General features: G+C 65.3%; 17 protein-coding genes. 10 read left to right on the forward strand and 7 right to left on the reverse strand.

The features are described from left to right. Positions 1-77: 77 nt before the first annotated feature. From ACTIGC_RS10580 to bcp, 4 genes are all read right to left on the reverse strand, one after another. Positions 78-554, reverse strand: a complete 477-nt coding sequence (locus tag ACTIGC_RS10580; protein WP_439634367.1) for a bactofilin family protein — start codon at positions 552-554, stop codon at positions 78-80. A 58-nt stretch (positions 555-612) separates the two neighbouring features. Continuing rightward, positions 613-1,845 (reverse strand): M23 family metallopeptidase, encoded by a 1,233-nt coding sequence (locus ACTIGC_RS10585; RefSeq protein WP_439634368.1) that lies wholly within the window; start codon positions 1,843-1,845, stop codon positions 613-615. A 163-nt stretch (positions 1,846-2,008) separates the two neighbouring features. Further along, positions 2,009-2,824 carry a ferritin-like domain-containing protein gene (locus ACTIGC_RS10590; protein WP_439634369.1) on the reverse strand — a complete coding sequence of 272 codons (816 nt, stop codon included), beginning with the start codon at positions 2,822-2,824 and terminating at the stop codon, positions 2,009-2,011. Further along, positions 2,821-3,291, reverse strand: a complete 471-nt coding sequence (gene bcp, locus ACTIGC_RS10595; RefSeq protein WP_127567407.1) for a thioredoxin-dependent thiol peroxidase — start codon at positions 3,289-3,291, stop codon at positions 2,821-2,823. The genes ACTIGC_RS10590 and bcp overlap by 4 nt, the downstream gene beginning before the upstream one ends. A 102-nt stretch (positions 3,292-3,393) precedes the next feature. Between bcp and ACTIGC_RS10600 the strand changes: the two genes are divergently transcribed. Both ACTIGC_RS10600 and leuB read left to right on the forward strand, forming a co-directional pair. Next, positions 3,394-6,795, forward strand: coding sequence for a YhdP family protein (locus ACTIGC_RS10600; protein ID WP_439634370.1), 3,402 nt, complete (start codon positions 3,394-3,396; stop codon positions 6,793-6,795). A gap of 101 nt (positions 6,796-6,896) precedes the next feature. Beyond that, the gene (gene leuB / locus ACTIGC_RS10605) at positions 6,897-7,979 is read left to right on the forward strand and encodes a 3-isopropylmalate dehydrogenase (protein WP_439634371.1); all 1,083 of its coding nucleotides are present in this window, start codon (positions 6,897-6,899) and stop codon (positions 7,977-7,979) included. On the opposite strand, the gene ACTIGC_RS10610 is transcribed toward leuB, so the two are convergent. Both ACTIGC_RS10610 and ACTIGC_RS10615 read right to left on the reverse strand, forming a co-directional pair. Continuing rightward, a complete protein-coding gene (locus ACTIGC_RS10610; protein WP_439634372.1) occupies positions 7,971-8,669 on the reverse strand; it encodes a GntR family transcriptional regulator in 699 nt (232 codons plus the stop codon). The two genes, leuB and ACTIGC_RS10610, sit on opposite strands and share 9 nt — an antisense overlap. Then, the gene (locus tag ACTIGC_RS10615) at positions 8,666-10,033 is read right to left on the reverse strand and encodes a formimidoylglutamate deiminase (RefSeq protein ID WP_439634373.1); all 1,368 of its coding nucleotides are present in this window, start codon (positions 10,031-10,033) and stop codon (positions 8,666-8,668) included. The genes ACTIGC_RS10610 and ACTIGC_RS10615 overlap by 4 nt, the downstream gene beginning before the upstream one ends. Positions 10,034-10,142: 109 nt before the next feature. Here ACTIGC_RS10615 and hutI point away from each other — a divergent pair, with 109 nt between their 5' ends. Genes hutI through hutU form a run of 4 tightly spaced genes read left to right on the forward strand, consistent with a single transcriptional unit; the run spans position 10,143 to position 15,284 of the window. Further along, positions 10,143-11,300 carry an imidazolonepropionase gene (hutI, locus tag ACTIGC_RS10620; protein ID WP_439634402.1) on the forward strand — a complete coding sequence of 386 codons (1,158 nt, stop codon included), beginning with the start codon at positions 10,143-10,145 and terminating at the stop codon, positions 11,298-11,300. Continuing rightward, positions 11,294-12,811 (forward strand): histidine ammonia-lyase, encoded by a 1,518-nt coding sequence (gene hutH / locus ACTIGC_RS10625; RefSeq protein WP_439634374.1) that lies wholly within the window; start codon positions 11,294-11,296, stop codon positions 12,809-12,811. The genes hutI and hutH overlap by 7 nt, the downstream gene beginning before the upstream one ends. After that, positions 12,808-13,608 (forward strand): N-formylglutamate deformylase, encoded by an 801-nt coding sequence (hutG, locus tag ACTIGC_RS10630; RefSeq protein WP_439634375.1) that lies wholly within the window; start codon positions 12,808-12,810, stop codon positions 13,606-13,608. Before hutH ends, hutG begins: the two co-directional genes overlap by 4 nt. After that, a complete protein-coding gene (gene hutU, locus ACTIGC_RS10635) occupies positions 13,605-15,284 on the forward strand; it encodes a urocanate hydratase (RefSeq protein WP_439634376.1) in 1,680 nt (559 codons plus the stop codon). The genes hutG and hutU overlap by 4 nt, the downstream gene beginning before the upstream one ends. Here hutU and ACTIGC_RS10640 read toward each other — a convergent pair. Next, on the reverse strand, positions 15,281-17,194 hold the full coding sequence (locus ACTIGC_RS10640; RefSeq protein ID WP_439634377.1) for a hypothetical protein: 1,914 nt from the start codon (positions 17,192-17,194) through the stop codon (positions 15,281-15,283). The genes hutU and ACTIGC_RS10640 overlap by 4 nt on opposite strands. Positions 17,195-17,532: 338 nt before the next feature. On the opposite strand from ACTIGC_RS10640, the gene ACTIGC_RS10645 reads away from it, so the two are divergent. The 4 genes from ACTIGC_RS10645 (at position 17,533) to ACTIGC_RS10660 (ending at position 21,167) form a co-directional block, all read left to right on the forward strand. Then, positions 17,533-18,483, forward strand: a complete 951-nt coding sequence (locus tag ACTIGC_RS10645; protein ID WP_439634378.1) for a methyltransferase — start codon at positions 17,533-17,535, stop codon at positions 18,481-18,483. Positions 18,484-18,588: 105 nt separating this feature from the next. Next, positions 18,589-19,287, forward strand: a complete 699-nt coding sequence (locus ACTIGC_RS10650) for a fumarylacetoacetate hydrolase family protein (protein WP_439634379.1) — start codon at positions 18,589-18,591, stop codon at positions 19,285-19,287. Positions 19,288-19,304: 17 nt separating this feature from the next. Further along, on the forward strand, positions 19,305-19,937 hold the full coding sequence (maiA, locus tag ACTIGC_RS10655; protein ID WP_439634380.1) for a maleylacetoacetate isomerase: 633 nt from the start codon (positions 19,305-19,307) through the stop codon (positions 19,935-19,937). A gap of 27 nt (positions 19,938-19,964) precedes the next feature. Further along, positions 19,965-21,167: an NAD(P)/FAD-dependent oxidoreductase gene (locus ACTIGC_RS10660; protein WP_439634381.1), complete on the forward strand. Its 1,203-nt coding sequence runs from the start codon at positions 19,965-19,967 to the stop codon at positions 21,165-21,167. The last annotated feature ends 2 nt before the right edge of the window (positions 21,168-21,169 follow it).

A 21,169-nucleotide genomic window follows, 5' to 3' on the forward strand; every position in this document is an offset into this window, starting at 1 on the left:
GGTGTGAGTGGCAATAAAACAAAAAGGGCGGCTCAATCCGAGCCGCCCTTTATCGTATTGGCTTGTGGCGTAAGGCCTTATGCCTTGGAGGCGAACGGGTCGTTATTCGCCGCTGCGACCGGGCGCGGCGCTGCCGCTGCCGAGCTTGGCGGGGCGGGTGGCATGGAGGAGGCGGCGACTTTGGGCTTGTCCTGCGTGATGGAGTCCGCGCTGGCTGATTTCTTGTCAGCGAGCGGATCGGACGAACGGCGGCAATGGCCGTCAAAATACGCACCGCTTTCAACGGCGAGCGTGGCGTGAACAATGTCGCCTTCGATGCGGGCAGTTGCGGCGAGCTGCACCTGACGGGCGCGCACCGAACCCTCAACGCGGCCGCGGACAACGACGCTTTCGGCCACCACTTCGCCCTTTACCGTGGCTTCCTCTCCGATGCTGAGCGATCCGGCGCGAACATCGCCCTCGACGACGCCATCGAGCTGAACCTCGCCTTCGGAGGAGATGGAGCCCGTGATCGTCAGATCAGCGCTGAGAATGGAGGGAGCTTTCGATTTCATGGCGGACCTTTTTGCTGGGGGCGGCGGGCTTCCCGTTTCCGGGGCGGGGGAGTCCTTTTTATTGAACATAATGTCCTGCTCTCAAGAAACGCTCAGGGTCCAGGTGGTTACCCCTGAACCAGACTTCGTAGTGAAGATGCGTTGCTGTCGAACGCCCGGTCGTGCCCATTCCCCCAAGGCGCTGGCCTGCTTCCACCACATCACCGCGGCGAACGTCGATCGTGTGCAGGTGCGCATAGCGCGTCCTGAACCCGTAGCCATGGTCGATCTCCACGGTTCTACCATAGCCCGAGCGCCAGCCTGCGTAAACGACACTGCCCGCTGCGCCAGCAGTAATCGGCGTGCCGCGTGCACCTGCAAAATCGCGCCCCGTGTGAAAGGCAGGACGCCGGGTGAACGGGTCAATGCGTGAGCCGTAAGGGCTGGTTTCCCGGTACGGGCCGGAAACCGGAAGGTTCAGCGGCGTGGCGGACAGTGCGCGTTCCAGCTCTTCCAGCTCGACAAGCCGGGACGCGATGCGCGCTACGCGCGCGTTGAACGGATCGGACAAGTCCAGCCCTTCGCCCATGAGAGCGGAGCTGTCCAGCGCTACGAACGGACCGCCTGTGCCGCCATCGCCGGACCGGCCTTCACGTACGACTTCTTCAAGGCGCAAACCCGTGAGGCGCAGGACCGCGCGCAAATTCTCCAGCCGGGCTTCAGCAGATTCCTCTGCCCTGGCCAGCGCATCTTCCTGATCGGTCATCAGGCCCGCCACGCGTTCTTCTGCGGGACTGCCATCGCCTGAATGGGCGGCGGTGCGGATCAGGGATTCGCGCGGCGCCGCATCAGCGGTGCTGGCGGCCATCAGAATACGGCCATTATCGAGGCTGGGGCTCAGCTGGCTTTCGCCAATCTGCAGGTCTTCGGCGAAATCAAGCAGGCGGCGGACCGTGTCATGGCGCACCTGGAACTCACCGGCGGTACGGTCGAAGGCGTCGCTGCGGGACTCCAGGAAGGCGATGGCCGCCGCCTCTGCCGCGCGCGCTTCTTCGAGCTGCGCCTGATATGCCGTTATGGTTTCGTTGAACCGGGCGGAGCGGATCATCTCCGTCCGGCTCTCAAGGATCATGTTGACAGTGGAGATAGTGAGCCAGATGGCAAGGCCGCACGCGACCGCCAACGCTCCCACCTGCATCTCTGTGGTCACGGCGAAGTATCGCACGTGGCCATCACTGCGATGGTATATCTGCCGGTCCGGGAAGCGTTGCTTTATCAGCTCCCATGGGCCGGCGAGAAGACGTTTCACCATGCGCTCCCGCCCGGTTTTTCGTTGAAATCCCGCCTCGAAGGCGAAACACTCGCACAGGATTGTGACGGTTTTCAACCAGTTCCATGCAATCGGATGCAACCTTCGGGCCGTATCCGCGTTAGGCGGAATTAAATCTTTTTTAATTCAGAGTGTTAAGCGGTCATTACGGAAGCAGTGTTTCGTAGAAGTCCGGCTCGAGTCCCGCTTCGGCGCGTGCCAGCGCGTTGACAGGCAGCTTCAAGCCGCCGGGGAATCGTTCCCGGACGAGACGATGAAAGGTCTCGCGGGAGTCCTCGCCCCGCCGCTCGCAGACATGGTCCAGCCAGCGCCGTCCGGCAGCGACATGGCCGATCTCCTCAGTGTAAATCGTCCTGAGGATGTTCGCGCTGTCATCATCACCTGCGGACTGAAGACGCTCGATCATGCCCGGCGTCACGTCCAGCCCGCGCGCCTCCAGCACCAGGGGGGCAATGGCAAGGCGCGCGGCGATATCGTCCGACGTCGCCATCGCCGCAGCCCACAGCCCGTCATGGGCGTCCAGATCGCCATAGGCCGTTCCCAGCTCTGACAGGCGGACGCTGACCATCTGGAAGTGGCGTGCCTCGTCGTCGCCAATGCGGATCCAGTCGGTGAGGAAGGCATGACGCGCATCGCCGTCCAGTTCGGCTGCGCTGCCAAACCGGAGGGCCATGTCAAACGCCAGATCGATGGCATTGAACTCGATATGGGCCACGGCGTGCAGCAGGGCCGCGCGTCCCGCCTCGCTGGTCAGGCGGCGGCGCGGTACACGCGCAGGGGGAACGAGATGGGGGCGCTCCGGCCGGGCCGGGCGGACTGGCACACGGCCGTGCCAGTCCGGGTCACTGGCCAGCGCGCCGCCGTGCCACAGGGATGCGGTTTCCCGGGCGCGTTGCGCCTTTGCCTGCGGCTCTGCGCTTTGCAATACGGCGATAATGGCGTCCTGGGCAGAAACGCTCACGAGCCGGACTTCACCGTTTCGAGCACCTCTTCGACGTGGCCGGGCACCTTTACCTTGCGCCAGACCGCTTTCAGCTTGCCGTCCGGGCCGATCAGGAAGGTGGAGCGCTCAATGCCCCAGTACGTCTTGCCGTACATCTGCTTTTCCTGCCAGACGCCGTAGCGCTCGGTTACATCGCCTTCGGCATCGGAGGCCAGTATCACGGCAAGTTCATGCTTGGCGCGGAACTTGCCATGTTTGGCGACTGTATCCTTGGATACGCCGATCACAACTGCACCTGCCGCCTCGAACTCGTCAATTTTGCCGCTAAACCCGATAGCTTCCTTCGTGCAGCCCGGAGTGTCATCTTTCGGGTAGAAATAGAGAACCACGCTCTTGCCCTTGAAGTCAGACAGCGAAACCGTGCCTGCACTGTCGGTGGGCATCGAGAAGCCGGGGGCTGCGTCGCCGGGTTTAAGTGTGCTCAAGGGTTTGCTCCGTAGTTTGCTGACAAGCGTGCCGATTGGTTCCGGGCAAGATGTGGGTGCCCGGATGCGTCCGTCCAGTATTCCGCTGACATACAGGTAGCCGTGCTAGTCCGAAGCGCCCGCCTTTTCCTGGTCTACACGCTGGAGGCGATTGCCGTCCTGATGGCGCTCGCCATCTTTGCGGCGGCGCTGCTGCTGTGGCGGCTGGCCAGTGGTCCCGTCGATGTCGATGCGGTGGTGGCCGGTTTGCGTCCCGCCATTGCCACCGCGCTTGGCGGCGAAGAGGCCCGCTATGGCAGTGCCAGTATCCGCTATGCGCCCGGCAGCCGTGCCCTGGTCGTGGACATGAGGGCGCTGGAGGTTGACGGGCCCGGCGGCGCGGTACTGGCCACAGCCGAGCAGGTGGAGCTGGCGCTGGCGCTGGACCAGCTTGTCATCGGACGTATCCGTCCGGTGGAGATCAATGCGGTAGGCGGTGTCTTTACCGTTCGCCGCGACGTTTCCGGCGTGGTGAGCGCCTCGCTGGGCGGCCGGACCGCGCAGGCCGGGGGCACAAGCGGCGATGATGCGGCGGGAACGGTGCTTGCGCGCCTGCAGCGCGCGCGCATCAGCGGCGCGGAGCTGCGCGTGGAAGACGCCATAAGCGGGCTTTCGGCCCGGTTTGCCGATGCAGAGCTGGCACTGGAGCGTGACGGGCGCGCCGTGCAGGTATCTGCCAATGCCGGGTTTCTCGCCCCTGCAGGCGCGGTGCCGGTTGCGGTCGAGCTTGAGACCGGCGCCAATTTTGACACCATGTTTCTGGCCTTCTCGGCACAGGGCCTGGTTCCGTCCACGCTCGGCAATCTGCAAGGCGTGTGGGGGCGGCTCGGCGCCTTTGATGTCCCGCTCGATGTCGATCTGGTTCTCGATGCCAGCCGCTCAGCCGGGCTGCGCGCCGTGGAGCTGACCCTGGACGCCGGGGCGGGCGTGTTCCGCGGTGCAGATGGCGTGATGGGAATAGAGTCTGCGCATGTCAGCGCATCGCTGGACGCCGTTGGGGGGGAGCTGGAGCTGCGCGCCCTGCAGCTGGACAGCGAACTTTTGCGGCTGGACGTGTCGGGCCGCCTGCATGGCTTTGCCGGTTACGACAATCTGGTGCCTTCGCGGGCCCGGTACGAGCTGGTTCTGGGCGAAGGAGAGCTGATCCTGCCCGATACCCTGCAAGGACCGTTTGCCTGGTCGCGTGGTGCGTTTTCGGGTCGGCTCGATACCCAGTCGCTGGAGCTCTTCATTGATAGCGGGGAAGCCGAATTTCTCGATGTCACCGCCAGCCTGTCCGGGCGGCTGGGGCTCGACGAGACGGAGGACGGGCGCAGGCCCGCCATCCGCATCGAGGGTGATGTTGAGGGCGTTATACGCAAGGACGCAGTGCTGGCGCTGTGGCCGGTGGAGTTTGCGCTGGGCGGGCGCGACTGGGTCGAGGCCAATGTGCTCGCGGGCGAGGCGCGCAATCTGCGCGCGGACATCAACATTCCCGCCGAGGCGTTCAATGCCGGGATGCTGGATGATGAAGACCTGACGGTAAGCTTTGATTTCAGCAATGCCACCGCACGCTATATCTCCACCATGACTCCGCTGACCGGGCTTTCAGGGTCGGCTGTGCTGCGCGGTAATTCGCTGGGGCTGACGGGACATTCGGGGCGCATCGATGCGCTCGAGATTGATGCGCTTTTTGTCGAGATACCGCGCTTCAATCCGCGCGGCGCGCCGGCCCGCTTTGGCGGAGAGGGGCGTGGTTCACTATCCGGGCTGGTGGCTTTGCTCGACCAGCCGCCCCTCAATCTGGCGAGCGATTACGGGTTTGATCCGCAGGCGCTTGAGGGGGAGGGCGCGGTCCGTTTCGAGATCACCCGCCCCATGCTGCGTGATGTGCCCTACGAGGATATCGGCTTTGATGTTTCAGGGCGTTTCTCGGGCGCTGCCGGTCCCAGCGGCCTTGGCGAAGTGCGCTTTAGCGAAGGCGATATCAGCTTCCAGGCTGACAGTGCGGGTCTGGAGGCCAGCGGAGATGTACGTATCGGGCGGTCACAGGCGCGCCTGGAGTGGCGTGAACGGTTCCAGACGCCGGAGGGTGAGCTGGGCACGCGGGTACGGATCGTTTCCAACGCGGATGCGCGTGACCTCGATCTGGCCGGCATACCGGCGCGCGGTATTATTGATGGCCAGATCGGTCTCGATGCCACCTTCGTCGGCAATGGCCTGGATTTCTCGCGTTATGTCGTGATGGGCGACCTGACCGGCGCGGCTGTGGTGCTGCCGGAGAATCTGTGGACAAAGCCGCGCGGCCTGCCCGCCGCGCTGGAAATGGTGGCGGAACGCTCAGCCGAAGGCGGGCTTGATATCAGCCGGCTGGCCGTGCTGGGCGACGAAGTGGACATACGCGGCCAGGCACGTCTGGCAGCAGACGGGCTTTTGCTCAGTGCCGGCTTTGAGCGTGTGGTTGTCGGAGGCCGGTCCGATCTGGCCATCAGCGCCAGCAGGCCGGATGGCAGCGAGGGTCCACTGGATATCCGCATCTCCGGGCGCTTTCTCGATGCGAGCGACCTGATCTCAAATCTCGTATCGGGCCGGCTGTTCAGCGGAGAGGGCGCTGGCGCGGTATCGTTGATCGCCGACGTGGAAACGGTTCAGGCAGGCCGGGTGCGCTATGGCGCTGTCGGGCTGGCGCTGGAGTCAGATGCGCAAGGCCTGCAGCGGCTTAATCTGCAGGCGGCACTGCCACGCGGCGAAATCTCACTTGCGGTCGCGCCCCAGCCCGACGGGATGCGGCTATTGTCGGCTCGAAGCGCCGATGCAGGTGCGGTGCTCACGACGCTTGGCGGGTTTGGCACGATTACCGGCGGCACGATGGAGCTTGAGGGGCTGCTGCCGCCTGCCGGCACGCCGGGCGGTGTCCAGGGGCGTCTGCTGGCAAACGGATTCCGCCTGGAGCAGATGCCGCTTCTGGCGCGTATTCTTGCAGCCGGATCGCTGGAAGGGCTCGGCAGCCTCTTCTCGGGCCAAGGCATCGATTTTGAACGGCTGGAGGTCGACTACGCCTTTGCCGACGGGTTGCTGGAAATGCGTGAAGGCCGTGTGGCGGGACCATCTCTCGGGCTGACCTGGACGGGCGTGGTTGATACGGCCGGCGAGCGGATGAACCTCTCTGGCACGATCCTGCCGTCCTACGGGCTGAATTCCGTGCTGGGCAATCTGCCGGTTGTCGGGGAATTGCTGACCTCGCGCCGGGGTGAGGGCATTGTGGGCGTGACCTTTGCCGCCGAGGGCCCGTTTGACGCCACGCGTGTTTCCGCCAACCCCCTGTCGGCGCTGGCTCCCGGCGTGTTCCGGCGAATGTTTGAAGGCACGTCAGCCCTGCGGGAGCTGGACGCGCTGGAAGCGCGCCGCCGAGAGGAAGCGGCACAAGCAACAGCCGATGCGCCCCGCGATAGCAGCGAAGACGCGGATGACAGCGCCGAAGACTAAGGCACAGCCCCGCCTGCACTGCCAGCGCCGCTTTGCTGCACTTGCGTAATTCTCCCGTGTCGCGCAGTTTCGCATGGTATTGAGGTTGGCGGGTAATACGGATGAAACTGCTTCTGCTTCCCGGAGATGGCATTGGCCCTGAAGTGCTGGCGGAAGTCCGGCGCGTTATTGACGGGCTCAACGCCCATCACGGTCTTGGCCTGAACGTGGAGAACGGTGACATAGGCGGGGCGTCGCTGGACCGCCACGGCACGCCGCTGGCACCGCACGTCCTTGAAATGGCCAAAGCCAGCGACGCGGTGCTGATGGGCGCTGTCGGCGGGCCGAAATGGCAGGGTGTGTCTTACGAATTGCGTCCCGAACAGGGGCTTCTCAATCTGCGCAAAGGTCTGGGCCTCTACGCCAATCTGCGCCCGGCATTGTGCTTCCCGGCGCTGGCGGATGCCTCCACGCTTAAACGCGAAGTAATCGACGGCCTCGACATTCTCTTCGTGCGTGAGCTGATCGGCGGGGTCTATTTCGGAGAGCCGCGCGGCATCGAAACCCTGCCCGACGGCACAAAGCGCGGCTTCAACACGCAAAGCTATACCACGCCTGAGATCGAGCGTGTGGCGCGCATGGCCTTTGATCTGGCCCGCCAGCGCGAAGGGCGGGTCTGCTCGGTGGAAAAGGCCAATGTGATGGAATCCGGCCTGCTCTGGCGCGAGACCGTCACCGCCCTGCATGCGCGCGATTATGGCGACGTGGCGCTGTCCCACATGTATGCCGATAACTGCGCGATGCAGCTGGTGCGTGATCCGCGCCAGTTTGACGTGATCCTGACCGATAATCTGTTTGGCGACATTCTTTCCGATGCGGCGGCCATGCTGACCGGGTCACTGGGCATGCTGCCCTCTGCTGCTCTGGGAGAGCCGGGCATGCCGGGCCTCTACGAGCCGATCCACGGCTCCGCGCCGGACATTGCGGGCAAGGGCATCGCCAATCCGTGCGCAGCCATCCTCAGCCTTGCCATGGCACTGCGCTACCAGCTGGGCCGCCCGGACCTGGCAGACCTGACCGAAAAGGCGGTGAGCGATGTGCTCGACGCCGGTTACCGCACAGGCGATCTGCTGGGCGGCGAGGATACCCGTCTTGTTGGCACTGAAGGCATGGGCCGCGCGATTACCGAGCGGCTTTCAGCCTAGCGACGTGGTGAGGCGATAGCCCGGCGCATAGGTCAGCGTAACGGCCGTGACGGCGGCATCATCGGTACGCGTGATGCGCTCCACGCCAAAGACGGCGCTGCCCCGCGCGCAGCCCAGCCGGGAGGCGAGGGCGGTATCGGCCTTGCGGGCCTGAAAGCTGAGCTCGCCGCCGGTGAACGGCACATTGCGCACCAGCCATTCATTGGCGCTGGAGGCGGCGAAGTCTGCGCGTTCCCTTGGCACCAGACCGGGGTTCAGCCAGCGGTCCTCCAGGCAGAAGGGCCGCTTGCCCGCGCTGTGCAGGGCAATAACGCGCCGCCAGCGCGTGCCGCGCGGCTGGTCCAGCGTGGCGGCGAGCTCATCGGGCAGGCGCTCTGTGCGGTCTTCCAGCAGCGTGTAGCCATAGCTCGCGCCCGACTGCTCCACCTCATGGCGGATAATGGCAATCTCGAACACGGCGCGGCGCACCGGCGTTTCGGTGACCCGCGTGCCGCCCTTGCGCCGCCGGTCGAGATAGCCGGCTTCTGCCAGATCACGCAGCGCCCGGTTCACCGTGGCGCGCGCGCAGCCCAGCTCCTGCGCTATTTCGGCCTCTTTGGGGATCATCGCGCCCGGTGGCCATTCGCGTGTGCGGATGCGGCGCAGGGCCTCTGCCCGCACGCTTTGCCACGCATAGGCGCTGGCGGTCACAGGCGCGTTCCCAGACGCCGGATCGTGGCGCGGTAGCGCGCGGTAATCGCGTCGTGGTCGATATGGCGGCCGCCCTGAACCTGATGGCGGCCTGCGGCCCAGACATCGCTGACCATGCTGTCATCGCCTGCAAACACCCAGCTATCGAGGGTGAGATCGCCGCTGCGCCCTTCCAGCGTGATATGGCCGGTATCGAGCGCAATCAGGTCCGCCAGCTTGCCCGCAGCAATCACGCCCGCCTCGCGGCCCGCGGCCTGCGCGCCGCCTTTCGCCACGCCTTCCAGCAGCACCCGCCCGGCGGATTTTTCGCGCGTGGCAAGTGCCGCCCGGCTGCGGTCGCGCAGGCGCTGGGAGTATTCAAGCTGGCGCAATTCCTCTGACAGGGAGATGCGCACATTGCTGTCGGAACCGACGCCGAACCGGCCACCGGCTTCCAGCCATGTCGTGCCGTTGAAAATGCCGTCGCCCAGATTGCCTTCGGTGATCGGGCACAGTCCCGCCACCGCGCCAGTACGGGCGAGGGCACGCGTTTCTGCGTCCGTCATCTGCGTGCAGTGGATGAGGCACCAGCGCGCATCGACCTCGGCATTGGCCAGCAGCCACTCGGTGGGCCGTGCGCCGTAGGCTGCCAGCACTTCATCCACCTCGCCGGTCTGCTCGGCCAGATGCATGTGCAGGGGCGCACCGGGCGCAAGCGCGATACAGGCGGCCAGCCCCTCGCGGCTGACTGCGCGCAGCGAATGCGCGGAAATGCCGAGTCTGGTGTCGGCGGGCAGGGGCTTCAGAGCTTCGCTGGCTGATTCAACAAGGCGCTCAAACCGGCTGACATCATTGCCGAAACGGATCTGGCCTGCGGCCAGTGGGCGGCCATCGCACCCGCCCTGCTGGTAGAGCACAGGCAGCAGGGTGAGGCCGATACCGGTCTGGCTGGCGGCTGCGGCGATGCGGTGGCTCATCTCGCCCAGATTGTCATAGGCGGAGCCATCCGGGCCGTGATGGAGATAGTGAAATTCCACATTGGTGGCGTAGCCGGCTTCGAGCATTTCCATCTGCACGAAGGCAGCAATGGCCTCCACGTCGTCAGGCGTGAGGGCATCCAGGAAGGCGTACATCGCCTTGCGCCAGGTCCAGAAATTGTCCGACGGATCGGCGCCGCGCCGCTCGGTCAGGCCCGCCATGGCGCGCTGGAAGGCGTGGGAGTGCAGGTTTGCGGGTGCGGGCAGCAGGATTCCGGTGCGGTAATCGCCGCTCTGAGGGGTAGCGCCCGCCTCTATTGAGGTAAGGCGGCCGCCTTCCAGTACCACGCGGACATCGCGCGCCCAGCCGGTTTCCAGAAGTGCTTCGCCCGCGTGAATGACGCTCATGCCCGCTCCGTTGACTCGCATAATAAGTCTATACTTAATGGGCCGGCTCGCAGGAGGAATCAAGGTGGAACACGCCCGCACCCATGTGCTGACCGGCGCAAGGCTCGCCATGACGGCAGAGAAGGTGACCGGCCCCGGCGCTATCGTCATCGAGGGCGAACGCATTGCGTGGGCAGGGCTTCAGAGCGATCTGCCGGGCACGTATTCCAGGGCGCCTTCGCGTGATCTGGAGGGGCGTCTGGTGACGCCGGCGCTCATCGACTGCCACACCCATCTCGTTCATGGCGGCAACCGTACGCGCGAGTTCGAGCTGCGTCTTGAGGGTGCGAGCTATGAGGAGATCGCGCGGGCAGGGGGCGGCATCGTCTCCACCGTCACGGCGACGCGCGCGGCGAGCGAAGCGCAACTTCTCGCCGAAGCCCTGCCGCGCCTTGATGCGCTGCTGGCCGAGGGCGTGGCGACGGTCGAGATAAAGTCCGGCTATGGTCTCGATATCGAGACCGAGCTAGCCATGCTGCGCGTAGCCCACGCGCTGGAGGCTGAACGCCCTGTCACCATCCGCACCAGCTTCCTTGGCGCGCATGCCATCCCTGCGGAATACAAGGGCCGGGCGGATGCCTATATCGATGAGGTATGCCTGCCCGCCTTGCGCGCCGCATACGCCGAGGGCCTTGCCGATGCGGCGGACGGGTTCTGCGAGAACATCGCCTTCAGCGCGGACCAGATCGAGCGTGTATTCGCTGAAAGCAGGGCGCTCGGCCTGCCGGTGAAACTGCATGCCGAACAGCTGTCCCAGCAGGGCGGCACACAGCTCGCCGCGCGCTATGGCGCGCTGTCAGCAGACCACCTCGAATACGCCGATGAGGGCGATGCAAAGGCGATGGCCAAGGCCGGCATGGTCGCCGTGCTGCTGCCGGGTGCCTTCTACTTCCTGCGCGAGACGAAGCTGCCGCCCATCGCGGCTTTCCGTGAGCACGGCGTGCCTATGGCGCTCGCGACGGACTGCAATCCGGGTTCCTCGCCGCTCACCTCGCTGCTCCTGACGATGAATATGGGCTGTACGCTCTTCCGCCTTACGCCTGATGAGGCGCTACGGGGTGTGACGCTGAACGCCGCCAAGGCGCTGGGGCTTGATGACCGGGGCGTGATCGCGCCGGGCAAGCGCGCCGACCTTGCCATCTGGGACGCCGAGGCGCCTGCCGAACTCGCCGGGCGCATAGGATTCAACCCGCTTCACCAACGCATGTTCGGAGGCCGCCCATGCTGACCCTCACTGCCGGTTCGGTCCGCCTCGCTGATCTCGAACGTATCTGGCGCGAGGGGCTGCCCGCCCGCCTTGATCCGTCCGCGCGCGAGGGCGTGGAAGCCTCGGCCGCCCGCGTGGCGCAAGCCGCGCAAGGCGCGGACGCGGTTTATGGCGTCAATACCGGCTTTGGAAAGCTCGCCCATGTGAAGATCGCGGCGGGCGATACACGCACGCTGCAGCGTAATCTCATCCTCTCCCATTGCTGCGGCGTGGGCGAGGAGACCGATGCCGCCACAGTCCGCCTGATGATGGCGCTGAAACTCCTTAGCCTCGGGCGCGGCGCGTCCGGTGTGCGCTGGGAGCTGATCGCCCTCATCGAAGCCATGCTGGAGCGCGGCGTCACGCCGATCATCCCCCTGCAGGGCTCGGTCGGCGCATCAGGTGATCTCGCCCCGCTGGCCCACATGGCTGCGGTCATGATCGGGGAGGGCGAGGCCGTCCATGCGGGCAAACGCCTGCCCGGCGCGCAGGCGCTCAGCGCGGCGGGCCTCAAACCCATCGTGCTCGAAGCCAAGGAGGGGCTGGCTCTTATTAACGGCACGCAATTCTCCACTGCCATGGCGCTGGCAGGGCTGTTTGATGCGCTGCGTATGACGGCCAATGCCGTGCTCACTTCCTGCCTCTCCACCGATGCGGCGATGGGCTCCACCGCGCCCTTGCACCCGCAGATACACGCGCTGCGCGGCCATCGCGGGCAGATCGAGGTGGCGGAGCGCATGCGCGCGTTGATGGATGGCTCGCAGATACGCGACAGCCATCGCGAGGATGATGTGCGCGTGCAGGACCCGTACTGCATACGCTGCCAGCCGCAGGTGGCGGGCGCGGCGCTGGACCTGCTCCGCCAGGCGGGCGCGACGCTTCAGATCGAAGCCAACGCCGTCACCGACAATCCGCTGGTGCTGGATGATGCCATCGTTTCGGGTGGCAATTTCCACGCAGAGCCGGTGGCCTTCGCCGCGGACATGATCGCGCTGGCGATTGCCGAAGTCGGCGCCATTGCCCAGCGGCGCATCGCGCTTCTGGTTGACCCGAACCTCAATCACGATCTGCCGCCCTTCCTAACGCCTGCGCCGGGCCTGAATTCCGGCTACATGATCGCCGAGGTCACTACGGCCGCGCTGATGAGCGAGAACAAGCATCTGGCCAATCCGTGCTCGACCGATTCCACGCCCACCTCCGCCAATCAGGAAGACCATGTGTCCATGGCGGCTCACGCCGCCGTGCGCCTGATGCGGATGAATGCCAACCTTGCCCGCATCCTGGCCGTCGAGGCGATGAGCGCGGCGCAAGGCATCGCCTTCCGTGCGCCTCTGCAGACCTCGCCTGCGCTCCTCGCGGCGATTGAGGCGCTCCGCGTGGCTGTGCCGGTGCTGGAAGCCGACCGCTATATGGCGGGCGATATCGAGCGTGCCGCTGAGCTGGTCCGCTCCGGCGCGCTGATTCGCGCAGCGGGTCTGGAGATCGCGCCGTGAACCCGGTTAGCGTCAGACAAGGCACCAGCCCGGTCGTCATCGCCGTGCCGCATGCCGGCACCTGGCTACCCGAAAAGGTGCGTGCGCGGCTGAATGCGAGGGGAGCGGCGCTCGCCGATACGGACTGGCATGTGGACCGGCTCTATGACGGGCTGCTCCCCGGCGCGGCGATGGTGGTGGCGAACTTCCACCGCTATGTGGTCGATCCGAACCGGCCGCCCGACGGGGCGAGCCTCTATCCCGGCCAGAACACGACCGGATTGGTCGCCAATACCGATTTTGACGGCAAGCCGATATGGACCGAGCCGCCCACAACGGACGAGATAGAAGCGCGCGTGGCGGCGTATCATGCGCCCTACCATGCGGCGGTCGCTGCGGCGCTGGACGCCGCGAAAGCGCGCCATGGCGTCGCCATTCTCTATGACGCGCACTCCATCCGCTCGCTTATTCCGTTCCTGTTTGACGGCACGCTGCCTGACCTCTGCATCGGCACGGCAGACGGGACGAGCTGTGCTGAAGCTCTATCTGAAGAAGCGATCAAAATTGCTGGAAAATCAGAGCACTACAGCCATGTCCTCAACGGACGCTTCAAAGGCGGCTGGACGACGCGCCATTACGGCAAGCCAGCGAGCGGCGTCCACGCGATCCAGATGGAGCTGGCCCAGTCGGCTTATCTGCAAAGCGAGGCCGAGCCCTTTGCCTATGACGACGCGAAGGCCACGAGCCTGCGCGCCATTCTCTCCGAAATCCTGCACCGGCTGGAAGAGCTGGCGCCCGATCTGAAGGTGACACCATGACCGGCACACGGCGCAATGCGCGCGATATCTATCCGCCCACCGGCACCACGCTGAACGCGAAAAGCTGGATGACCGAAGCGCCGCTGCGCATGCTGATGAATAATCTTCACCCCGACGTGGCGGAGAACCCGCACGAGCTGGTGGTCTATGGCGGGATTGGCCGGGCGGCGCGCAACTGGGAGGCGTTTGACGGCATCGTCGCGGCGCTCAAAGAGCTCAATGAGGACGAGACCCTGCTGGTCCAGTCGGGCAAGCCTGTGGGCGTGTTCCGCACCCATGCCGATGCGCCGCGCGTCCTGATCGCCAATTCCAACCTGGTGCCGCACTGGGCCACTTGGGAACATTTCAACGCGCTCGATAAGCAGGGCCTGATGATGTACGGCCAGATGACGGCTGGCTCGTGGATCTATATCGGCACGCAAGGCATCGTGCAGGGCACGTATGAGACCTTCGCGGAGGCCGGACGCCAGCACTTTGGCGGTGATCTTACCGGCAAATGGATACTCACGGCCGGTCTTGGCGGTATGGGCGGGGCGCAGCCGCTTGCCGCCGTCTTCGCCGGAGCATCCTGTCTCGCCGTTGAATGCGACGAGACGCGTATCGATTTTCGCATACGTACCAGGTATCTGGACGAAAAAGCACACACACTGGATGAGGCGCTGGAAAAGATCGCCCGCTGGACGGCAGCCGGAGAGGCCAAATCGGTCGGTCTGCTCGGCAATGCGGCTGACATCTTCCCTGAACTGGTCCGCCGCATGGAGGCCGGTGAAATCCGGCCCGATATCGTCACCGACCAGACCAGCGCCCATGATCCGCTGCACGGCTATCTGCCGCAGGGCTGGAGCGTGGCCGACTGGCGGTCAAAGCAGGAAAGCGATCCAAGGGCGGTTGAGCGCGCCGCCCGCGCCAGCATGAAAACCCATGTCGCCGCCATGGTGGCTTTCCACGAGGCGGGCGTGCCGACGCTCGATTACGGCAATAATATCCGCCAGGTCGCGCTGGAGGAGGGACTGGAGAACGCCTTCGCCTTCCCCGGTTTCGTACCCGCCTATATCCGCCCGCTCTTCTGCCGGGGTATCGGCCCGTTCCGCTGGTGCGCGCTCTCCGGTGATCCTGAAGACATCCGCAAGACCGATGCGAAGATGAAGGAGCTGTTCCCGGAGAACACGCATCTTCACCGCTGGCTGGACATGGCCGCCGAACGCATCGCGTTTCAGGGCCTGCCCGCGCGCATCTGCTGGATTGGCCTCGGCGAGCGTCACAAGGCGGGCCTTGCCTTCAACGAGATGGTGCGCAATGGCGAGCTGAAAGCGCCTGTCGTGATCGGGCGCGACCATCTTGATAGCGGCTCTGTCGCTTCGCCCAATCGCGAGACCGAAGCGATGAAGGACGGGTCTGATGCCGTGTCCGACTGGCCGCTCCTCAATGCGCTTCTGAACACCGCGTCCGGGGCCACATGGGTCAGCCTCCATCATGGCGGCGGGGTCGGCATGGGCTTCTCCCAGCATTCGGGCATGGTCATCTGCTGTGATGGCAGCGCGGACGCGGACCGGCGGCTGGAGCGCGTGCTGTGGAACGATCCCGCGACCGGCGTCATGCGCCACGCCGATGCGGGCTATGACATCGCCACCGAATGCGCGCGCGAGCACGGGCTCAACCTGCCGGGCATTCTCTAGTGTGAGAGGGCGGCGAGGCGCGCTTCAACCGTCTGCCGGTCTGCTCCGCTCAAGTCCATAAGTGCAGCCTGTTGATACAGCTCCAGCGCCTGACGGGTGCGTCCGCGCGCTTCTTCTGCCTCGCCCCAGGCCAGATGCAGCGCGCCCCAGCGCGGGGCGCGTCTGGCGGCGTCACGATAGCGCTGGACAGCGGCGCGGTATTGGCCTTCACCGGCGAGCACATCGCCCATTTGCTTTAGCGGGTCTGCCCATTGGGGCGCTTTGCGGTGAGCCGTGGCGAGCAGGTTCATCGCGTCATTCACATCGCCCTGCCTGCGCCGGAGATCGGCGAGGAAGAGCTCGCCATAGGCAAGTTCCGGCGCCCGTTCGATGAGTTGCTCGAAGCGGTGGCCCACCGGAACATCACCGGCCAGCCCATCAATATAGGCGCGCGCCAGCTCGACAAAGTAATTGCCGTCCGGCAGGGCTGCCATCAGCGCCCGGGCCTCTTCCAGCTGGCCTGCACGGGCGAAGGCGATGGCTGCCACCGGGAAGCGATGGAGCATTATGCCGGAGCGAAATTCTTCCGGCACGTCCTCAATGGCGGCTTGCAGGACAGGCCATTGCGCCTGCCATGCGGGCGTATCTTCAAGCTGGAGGTTCGCGTCGAAGGCAAAATCCTCAGCTGCGGGCCAGCCGGGCAGCATCTCGTATTCAGGTAGCCGGGCAAAGACCTCGGTGCCGGTGCTGGTGTCGTACATCCACACATGCGTGTAAGCGAGTTGCCAGCGAAGCTGGTCTGCCGCATCGGGGCGGCGGCGGATGGCATCTGAGATAAAGCCCGCTGCTTCCTGATACTGGTGGGAGCGCACCAGCAGATCGGCCTGCATGCCGGTAATCATCGCGTCGCGCTCGCTGGCATTATACTCGTCGCCGCTGCGCAAATGCTGTGCGGCCAGACGCATGTGACGCAGGGCAGGGCCCGGCTCGCCCAGCTGGTCGTGGATCTGTGCGAGATTGGCGTGCAGCAGCCCAAAATCGCCATACAGCTCCAGCGCATTTTCCGCGATGGCCGCAGCGCGTTCCACCTCGCCGCTTTCCATCAGCACGCCGGCAAGGCCTGCCGCCGCCCAGCGCCGATCAGTGGGCGATCCAGTCGCCAGCAGGTTTTCAAAGGCTTCGCGCGCGTCCTCCGAACGATCAGAATCGAGCAGGTACACGGCATAGCGATAGGGCTGGGTCTGGGCGAAAATGGCGTCCGCCGCATCGTCCAGAGCTGCGTATATGCCGCCAGCTTCGGCCATGATGACACGCGCTGGCTGGCCGCCTGCGCGGGCGGTGACGCGGTAGCCATCGCCCTCCTGCACAAGCTCGCCGGTAATGCGGATTTCCTCGCCCAGCCATGAGCGAAGGAAGCGCCATAGCTCGCCGGCTGAAACGCCGGTCTGGGGTATCTCGACAGCCACTTCGTCGCCCCAGCTGTCGGCATAGGTGTTGGCCGCCCGCATGGACTGGGTCGTGCTCTGCATTTCGGCAAGACGGTCCAGGACGCGCGAAGCAACCGCCGCGCCTGTCAGGCCACGCTCCTCAAGGGCGGGCGGTACGGAGAAGGGTTGTATGGTCAGGCCCCGATACTGGGTGGCGCTCCACAACACACCAGCGATGATGACCACAGCGGTGAAGGCCGAAACCGCCGCCAGGATCATCAGGGCAGCGCCTGCGGCTTCGCGCGCGATCTGCCAGTTGCGATGAGTAACGTCGGACTGGATCAGCTGGGCCTGACGCTCCAGCACCGCCCGGGCCATGGAGCCGGGATTCTCCCCCAGCACGTCAGCGCGAACGGCCATCGTCAGCGGGTCAGGAGTAGGGGGTATGTCGTCATGGTCCGGGGCGGTTGCTCCCGGCCGGTGTCCTTCAGTCTTGTCGTCCATGATGCCCCCGGCTTTCATCCAGATTCACAACCGCGAACGGGTCCCGCCCGGACAGGTCCGGGCGTGATATTACGTTCGTGCGTGTGTCCAGCGCCGGGAAGGCTGGACGAGCAGGGCGGAGGGATAGTCTGGCAGGCCCCAGCCCGTGTGCGCGGGAACGCTATCCCCAAGTGCACCGCTGCGTCCATCCCTGAAGCGCGGCTTGGCTGATTGACAGGGCCACGGCGCCCTCGTAATGGCGATAGCGATGCAGCAGCCCTTGCGGGCTGCATGCAGCGCCCCGTCCGCCGCGTGACCCTATGCGGGTAAATGAGCGGACCGTCTCGAAAGCTGTAATCATGACCGCGACGCGGTTTTCCTCTGGTGACCCGGTCGCGGACCGGCGCGCCGAATATGCGGGGCAGTTCGCGGCGCGCGGTGAGACGCAGGCCGCCATCGACGTGCTCAAGAGCGCGCTGGAGCTGGCGCCGCACTGGACGGCTGGCTGGTTCCAGCTTGGCCAGTATCACCAGGATGCCGGACAACACGAAGCGGCTGGCGAAGCCTGGGCGCGCGTGCTGGAGATTGATCCATCCGATCCGTTTGGCGCCAGCCTGAAGCTGGATCTGGCGCGCGCCGTGCCGCTGGCGGAGTCGATGCCGCCCGCCTTTGTGGAATTGCTGTTCGACCAGTATGCCCCGGATTTCGATAGCGCCCTCGTCGAGCGTCTCCAGTATCGTGGCCCTGAAATCCTGATGCAGCGGCTGCAGGCGGCTGGTTTCCGCCACGCCCGCAACGCGCTTGATTTGGGTTGCGGCACTGGCCTGATGGGCGAGGTGCTGCGCCCGCATTGCGGCCGTCTGGAGGGCGTGGACCTTTCAGCGCGCATGCTGGCCAGGGCAAAGGCCAAGGGCATCTATGACGCCCTGCACAAGCGGGACATTGCCCGGCAGGAGGCCAGTGGCGAGCTATATGATCTGATCGTGGCGGCGGATGTGTTTGCCTATATCGGTGCTCTGGAGAACGTCATCGCGTGGTGCCGCAATGCCCTTGCGCCGGATGGCATGCTGGCCTTCACCGTCGAGGCGGGCGAGGGCGATACCGTGCTGCGTGATAGCCGACGTTTTGCGCACGGGCAGGACTATATCGCCGCGCTGCTGGCGCAGGCGGGTTTTTCCGGGATCGCCATTCACCCTTGCGTGGTCCGGCAGGACCGCGGCGAGGACATTCTCTCATACTGTGTTGTCGCCAGTCTGGCGCCGCTGCGCCATGACCGGGAAGATGACGGGGAAGCGCGCGAGGCGGTTTAGGGCCTGAACTGCCTGCCGCTAACCCCTTGCGCTTTCGGGTGGGCTGCTGTTCGTTGCCGCAACCCTTTCGCGCGAACCCGCGCATGCCCTTCCGGGAGTATCAGCGTGACCCTTGTATTCGAACCCCTGCCGCCCGTGCTTGCGCTTGCGGGCGATGGCAAGCAGTTCCCGGTGCGGCGCCTGTTCTGTGTCGGGCGCAACTATGCCGACCATGCGCGCGAGATGGGCGCTGATCCCGATCGCGAGCCACCCTTCTTCTTCACCGCCTGGGCCGAAACGGCCGTGACCGGCGGCGGCACAATCGCCTATCCGCAAAAGACCAGCAATTACCACTACGAGGCCGAGCTGGTCGTCGCCATCGGCAAGGGCGGGCGCAACATCCCCGCCGACAGCGCGATGGAGCACGTCTATGGCTATGCCGCCGGGCTGGACATGACCCGGCGCGATCTGCAGGCCGATGCCAAGGCCCATGGCCGCCCGTGGGATGTCGCCAAGAACGTGGAGCAGTCCAAGCCACTGGGCCTGATCAGGCCAGCCAGTGACGGCTTTGACCCTGCAAGGGGCCGTATCAGCCTCTCGGTGAACGGCGCGGTGCGTCAGGACGCGGACCTGTCAGACATGATCTGGCCGGTGGCCGATGTGATCGCCTATCTCTCCGGCCTGTACCGGGTGGAGCCGGGCGACCTCATCTATACCGGCACGCCTGCGGGCGTTGGCGCAGTGGTGCCGGGTGATGTGATAGAGGTAGCGATTGACGGGCTTGCGCCGCTGAGCGTGACGGTCGGCGCGCCTTCCGGCCACTAGGAACACTGGAAAATACCATGATCTTGCACGGATATTTTCGCTCCTCCGCCGCCTGGCGCATTCGTATCGTGCTGGCCTTGAAAGGCCTCGAGGCAAGGCAGGTCTCCCACCATCTGCGCAAGGGCGAGCAGCGCTCTGAAAGCTATCTGAAGCTCAACCCGCAAGGGCTGGTACCTGCGCTGGAGACCGATGACGGAACAGTTCTGACCCAGTCGTTGGCCATCATCGAATATCTGGATGCGGTAAAGCCGCAGCCGCTCATGGTGCCGGCCGATCCGGTGAGGGCGGCGCAGGTGCGCGCCTTTGCACTGGCGATAGCGTGCGAGATTCACCCGCTTCAGAATTTGCGCATCCTGAAAAAGGTCTCGGCGCTGGCCGGGGATGACAATGCCGGTCCGAAATGGGCGGGCGAGGTGATCGCCGGCGGGCTGGCGGCGCTGGAGGTCATGGCCGCACGCGAGCCCGGCCCGTTCTGCTTTGGCGATGCGCCGACGCTGGCCGATGTCTGCCTGGTGCCGCAGCTGGGTAATGCGCGCCGCTTTGGCGTGGACGTTGATGCCTATCCGCGCCTTCTGGCCGCCGAAGCGGCCTGTCTGGCGCTCGATGCCTTTGCCAACGCCGCCCCGGACAAGCAGCCCGACGCCGAGTAGGCGTGTGCCATGCCTGGCAGCACACCCATGACACTCACCGCACCCGCAGACACACACTATGACGCGCTGGTCATCGGGGCCGGGGCGGCGGGGCTGTTCTATGGCGCGCGCGCCGGTGAGGCCGGTTTACGCGTGCTGGTGATCGATCATGCCGCCAAGCCCGCCGAGAAGGTGCGCATCTCCGGCGGCGGGCGCTGCAATTTCACCAATATCCATACCCGCCCTGAGAACTTCATCAGCGCCAATCCGCATTTTGCCAAATCGGCGCTGGCGCGCTTCACGCCGCAGGATTTTCTGGACCGGCTGGCCCGCCATGACATTGGCTGGCACGAGAAGACGCTGGGCCAGCTTTTCTGCGATGGCCGCTCAGGCGCGATAATCGACATGCTGCTGGAGGAGCTGCGCGAGACGGGCGGAGAACTCCGTCTTGGTACATCGATCAACAGCGTTACCCGCACCGATACCGGCTTCCGGGTCAGCACATCGGCGGGCGTCTTTGAGGCTACGCGGCTGGTCATCGCCAGTGGCGGGCTTTCCATCCCCAAAATGGGCGCGACCGGCTTTGCCTATGATATTGCGCGCCAGTTCGGCCATAGCGTGATCGAGCCGCGCGCCGCGCTGGTGCCCTTCGTGCTGGAGGGGCGCGACAAGGAGGATTTTGCCTCCATTTCCGGTGTGGCCTGCCCGGTACGCGCATCCAATGACCGGGCCGCGTTTGACGAAGCCATGCTGTTCACGCACCGAGGCCTCTCCGGTCCGGCCATATTGCAGATTTCCTCCTACTGGCAGCCAGGCGAGCCGGTGGTGATTGACCTGCTGGCAGGGTTGAACGCCGTTTCTGCTCTGACCGTCTTCAAGGCGGAGCATCCCAAGAGATCACTCGCCAGCGCGATGGAAACCCTGCTGCCCAACCGGCTGGTGGCGCTTCTGGTGGAGCGGGGCGATATCCCGGACATGCCGCGCATGGCCGACATGTCCCACGCGGCGATAGAGGCGCTGGTGGACAGCCTGTCGCGCTGGACGGTGCGGCCCGCAGGTACTGAAGGCTGGCGCACGGCAGAAGTGACCGCTGGCGGCATCAACACCGATGAGCTGTCCTCAAAGACGATGGAGAGCCGGATCGTGCCGGGCCTCTATTTCATCGGCGAGTGCGTCGATGTCACCGGCTGGCTCGGCGGCTATAACTTCCAGTGGGCGTGGGCGAGCGCCCATGCCGCCGCGCAAGGCTGAGC

The sequence above is a fragment of the Glycocaulis sp. genome (assembly GCF_051859565.1).
GTDB lineage: Bacteria > Pseudomonadota > Alphaproteobacteria > Caulobacterales > Maricaulaceae > Glycocaulis.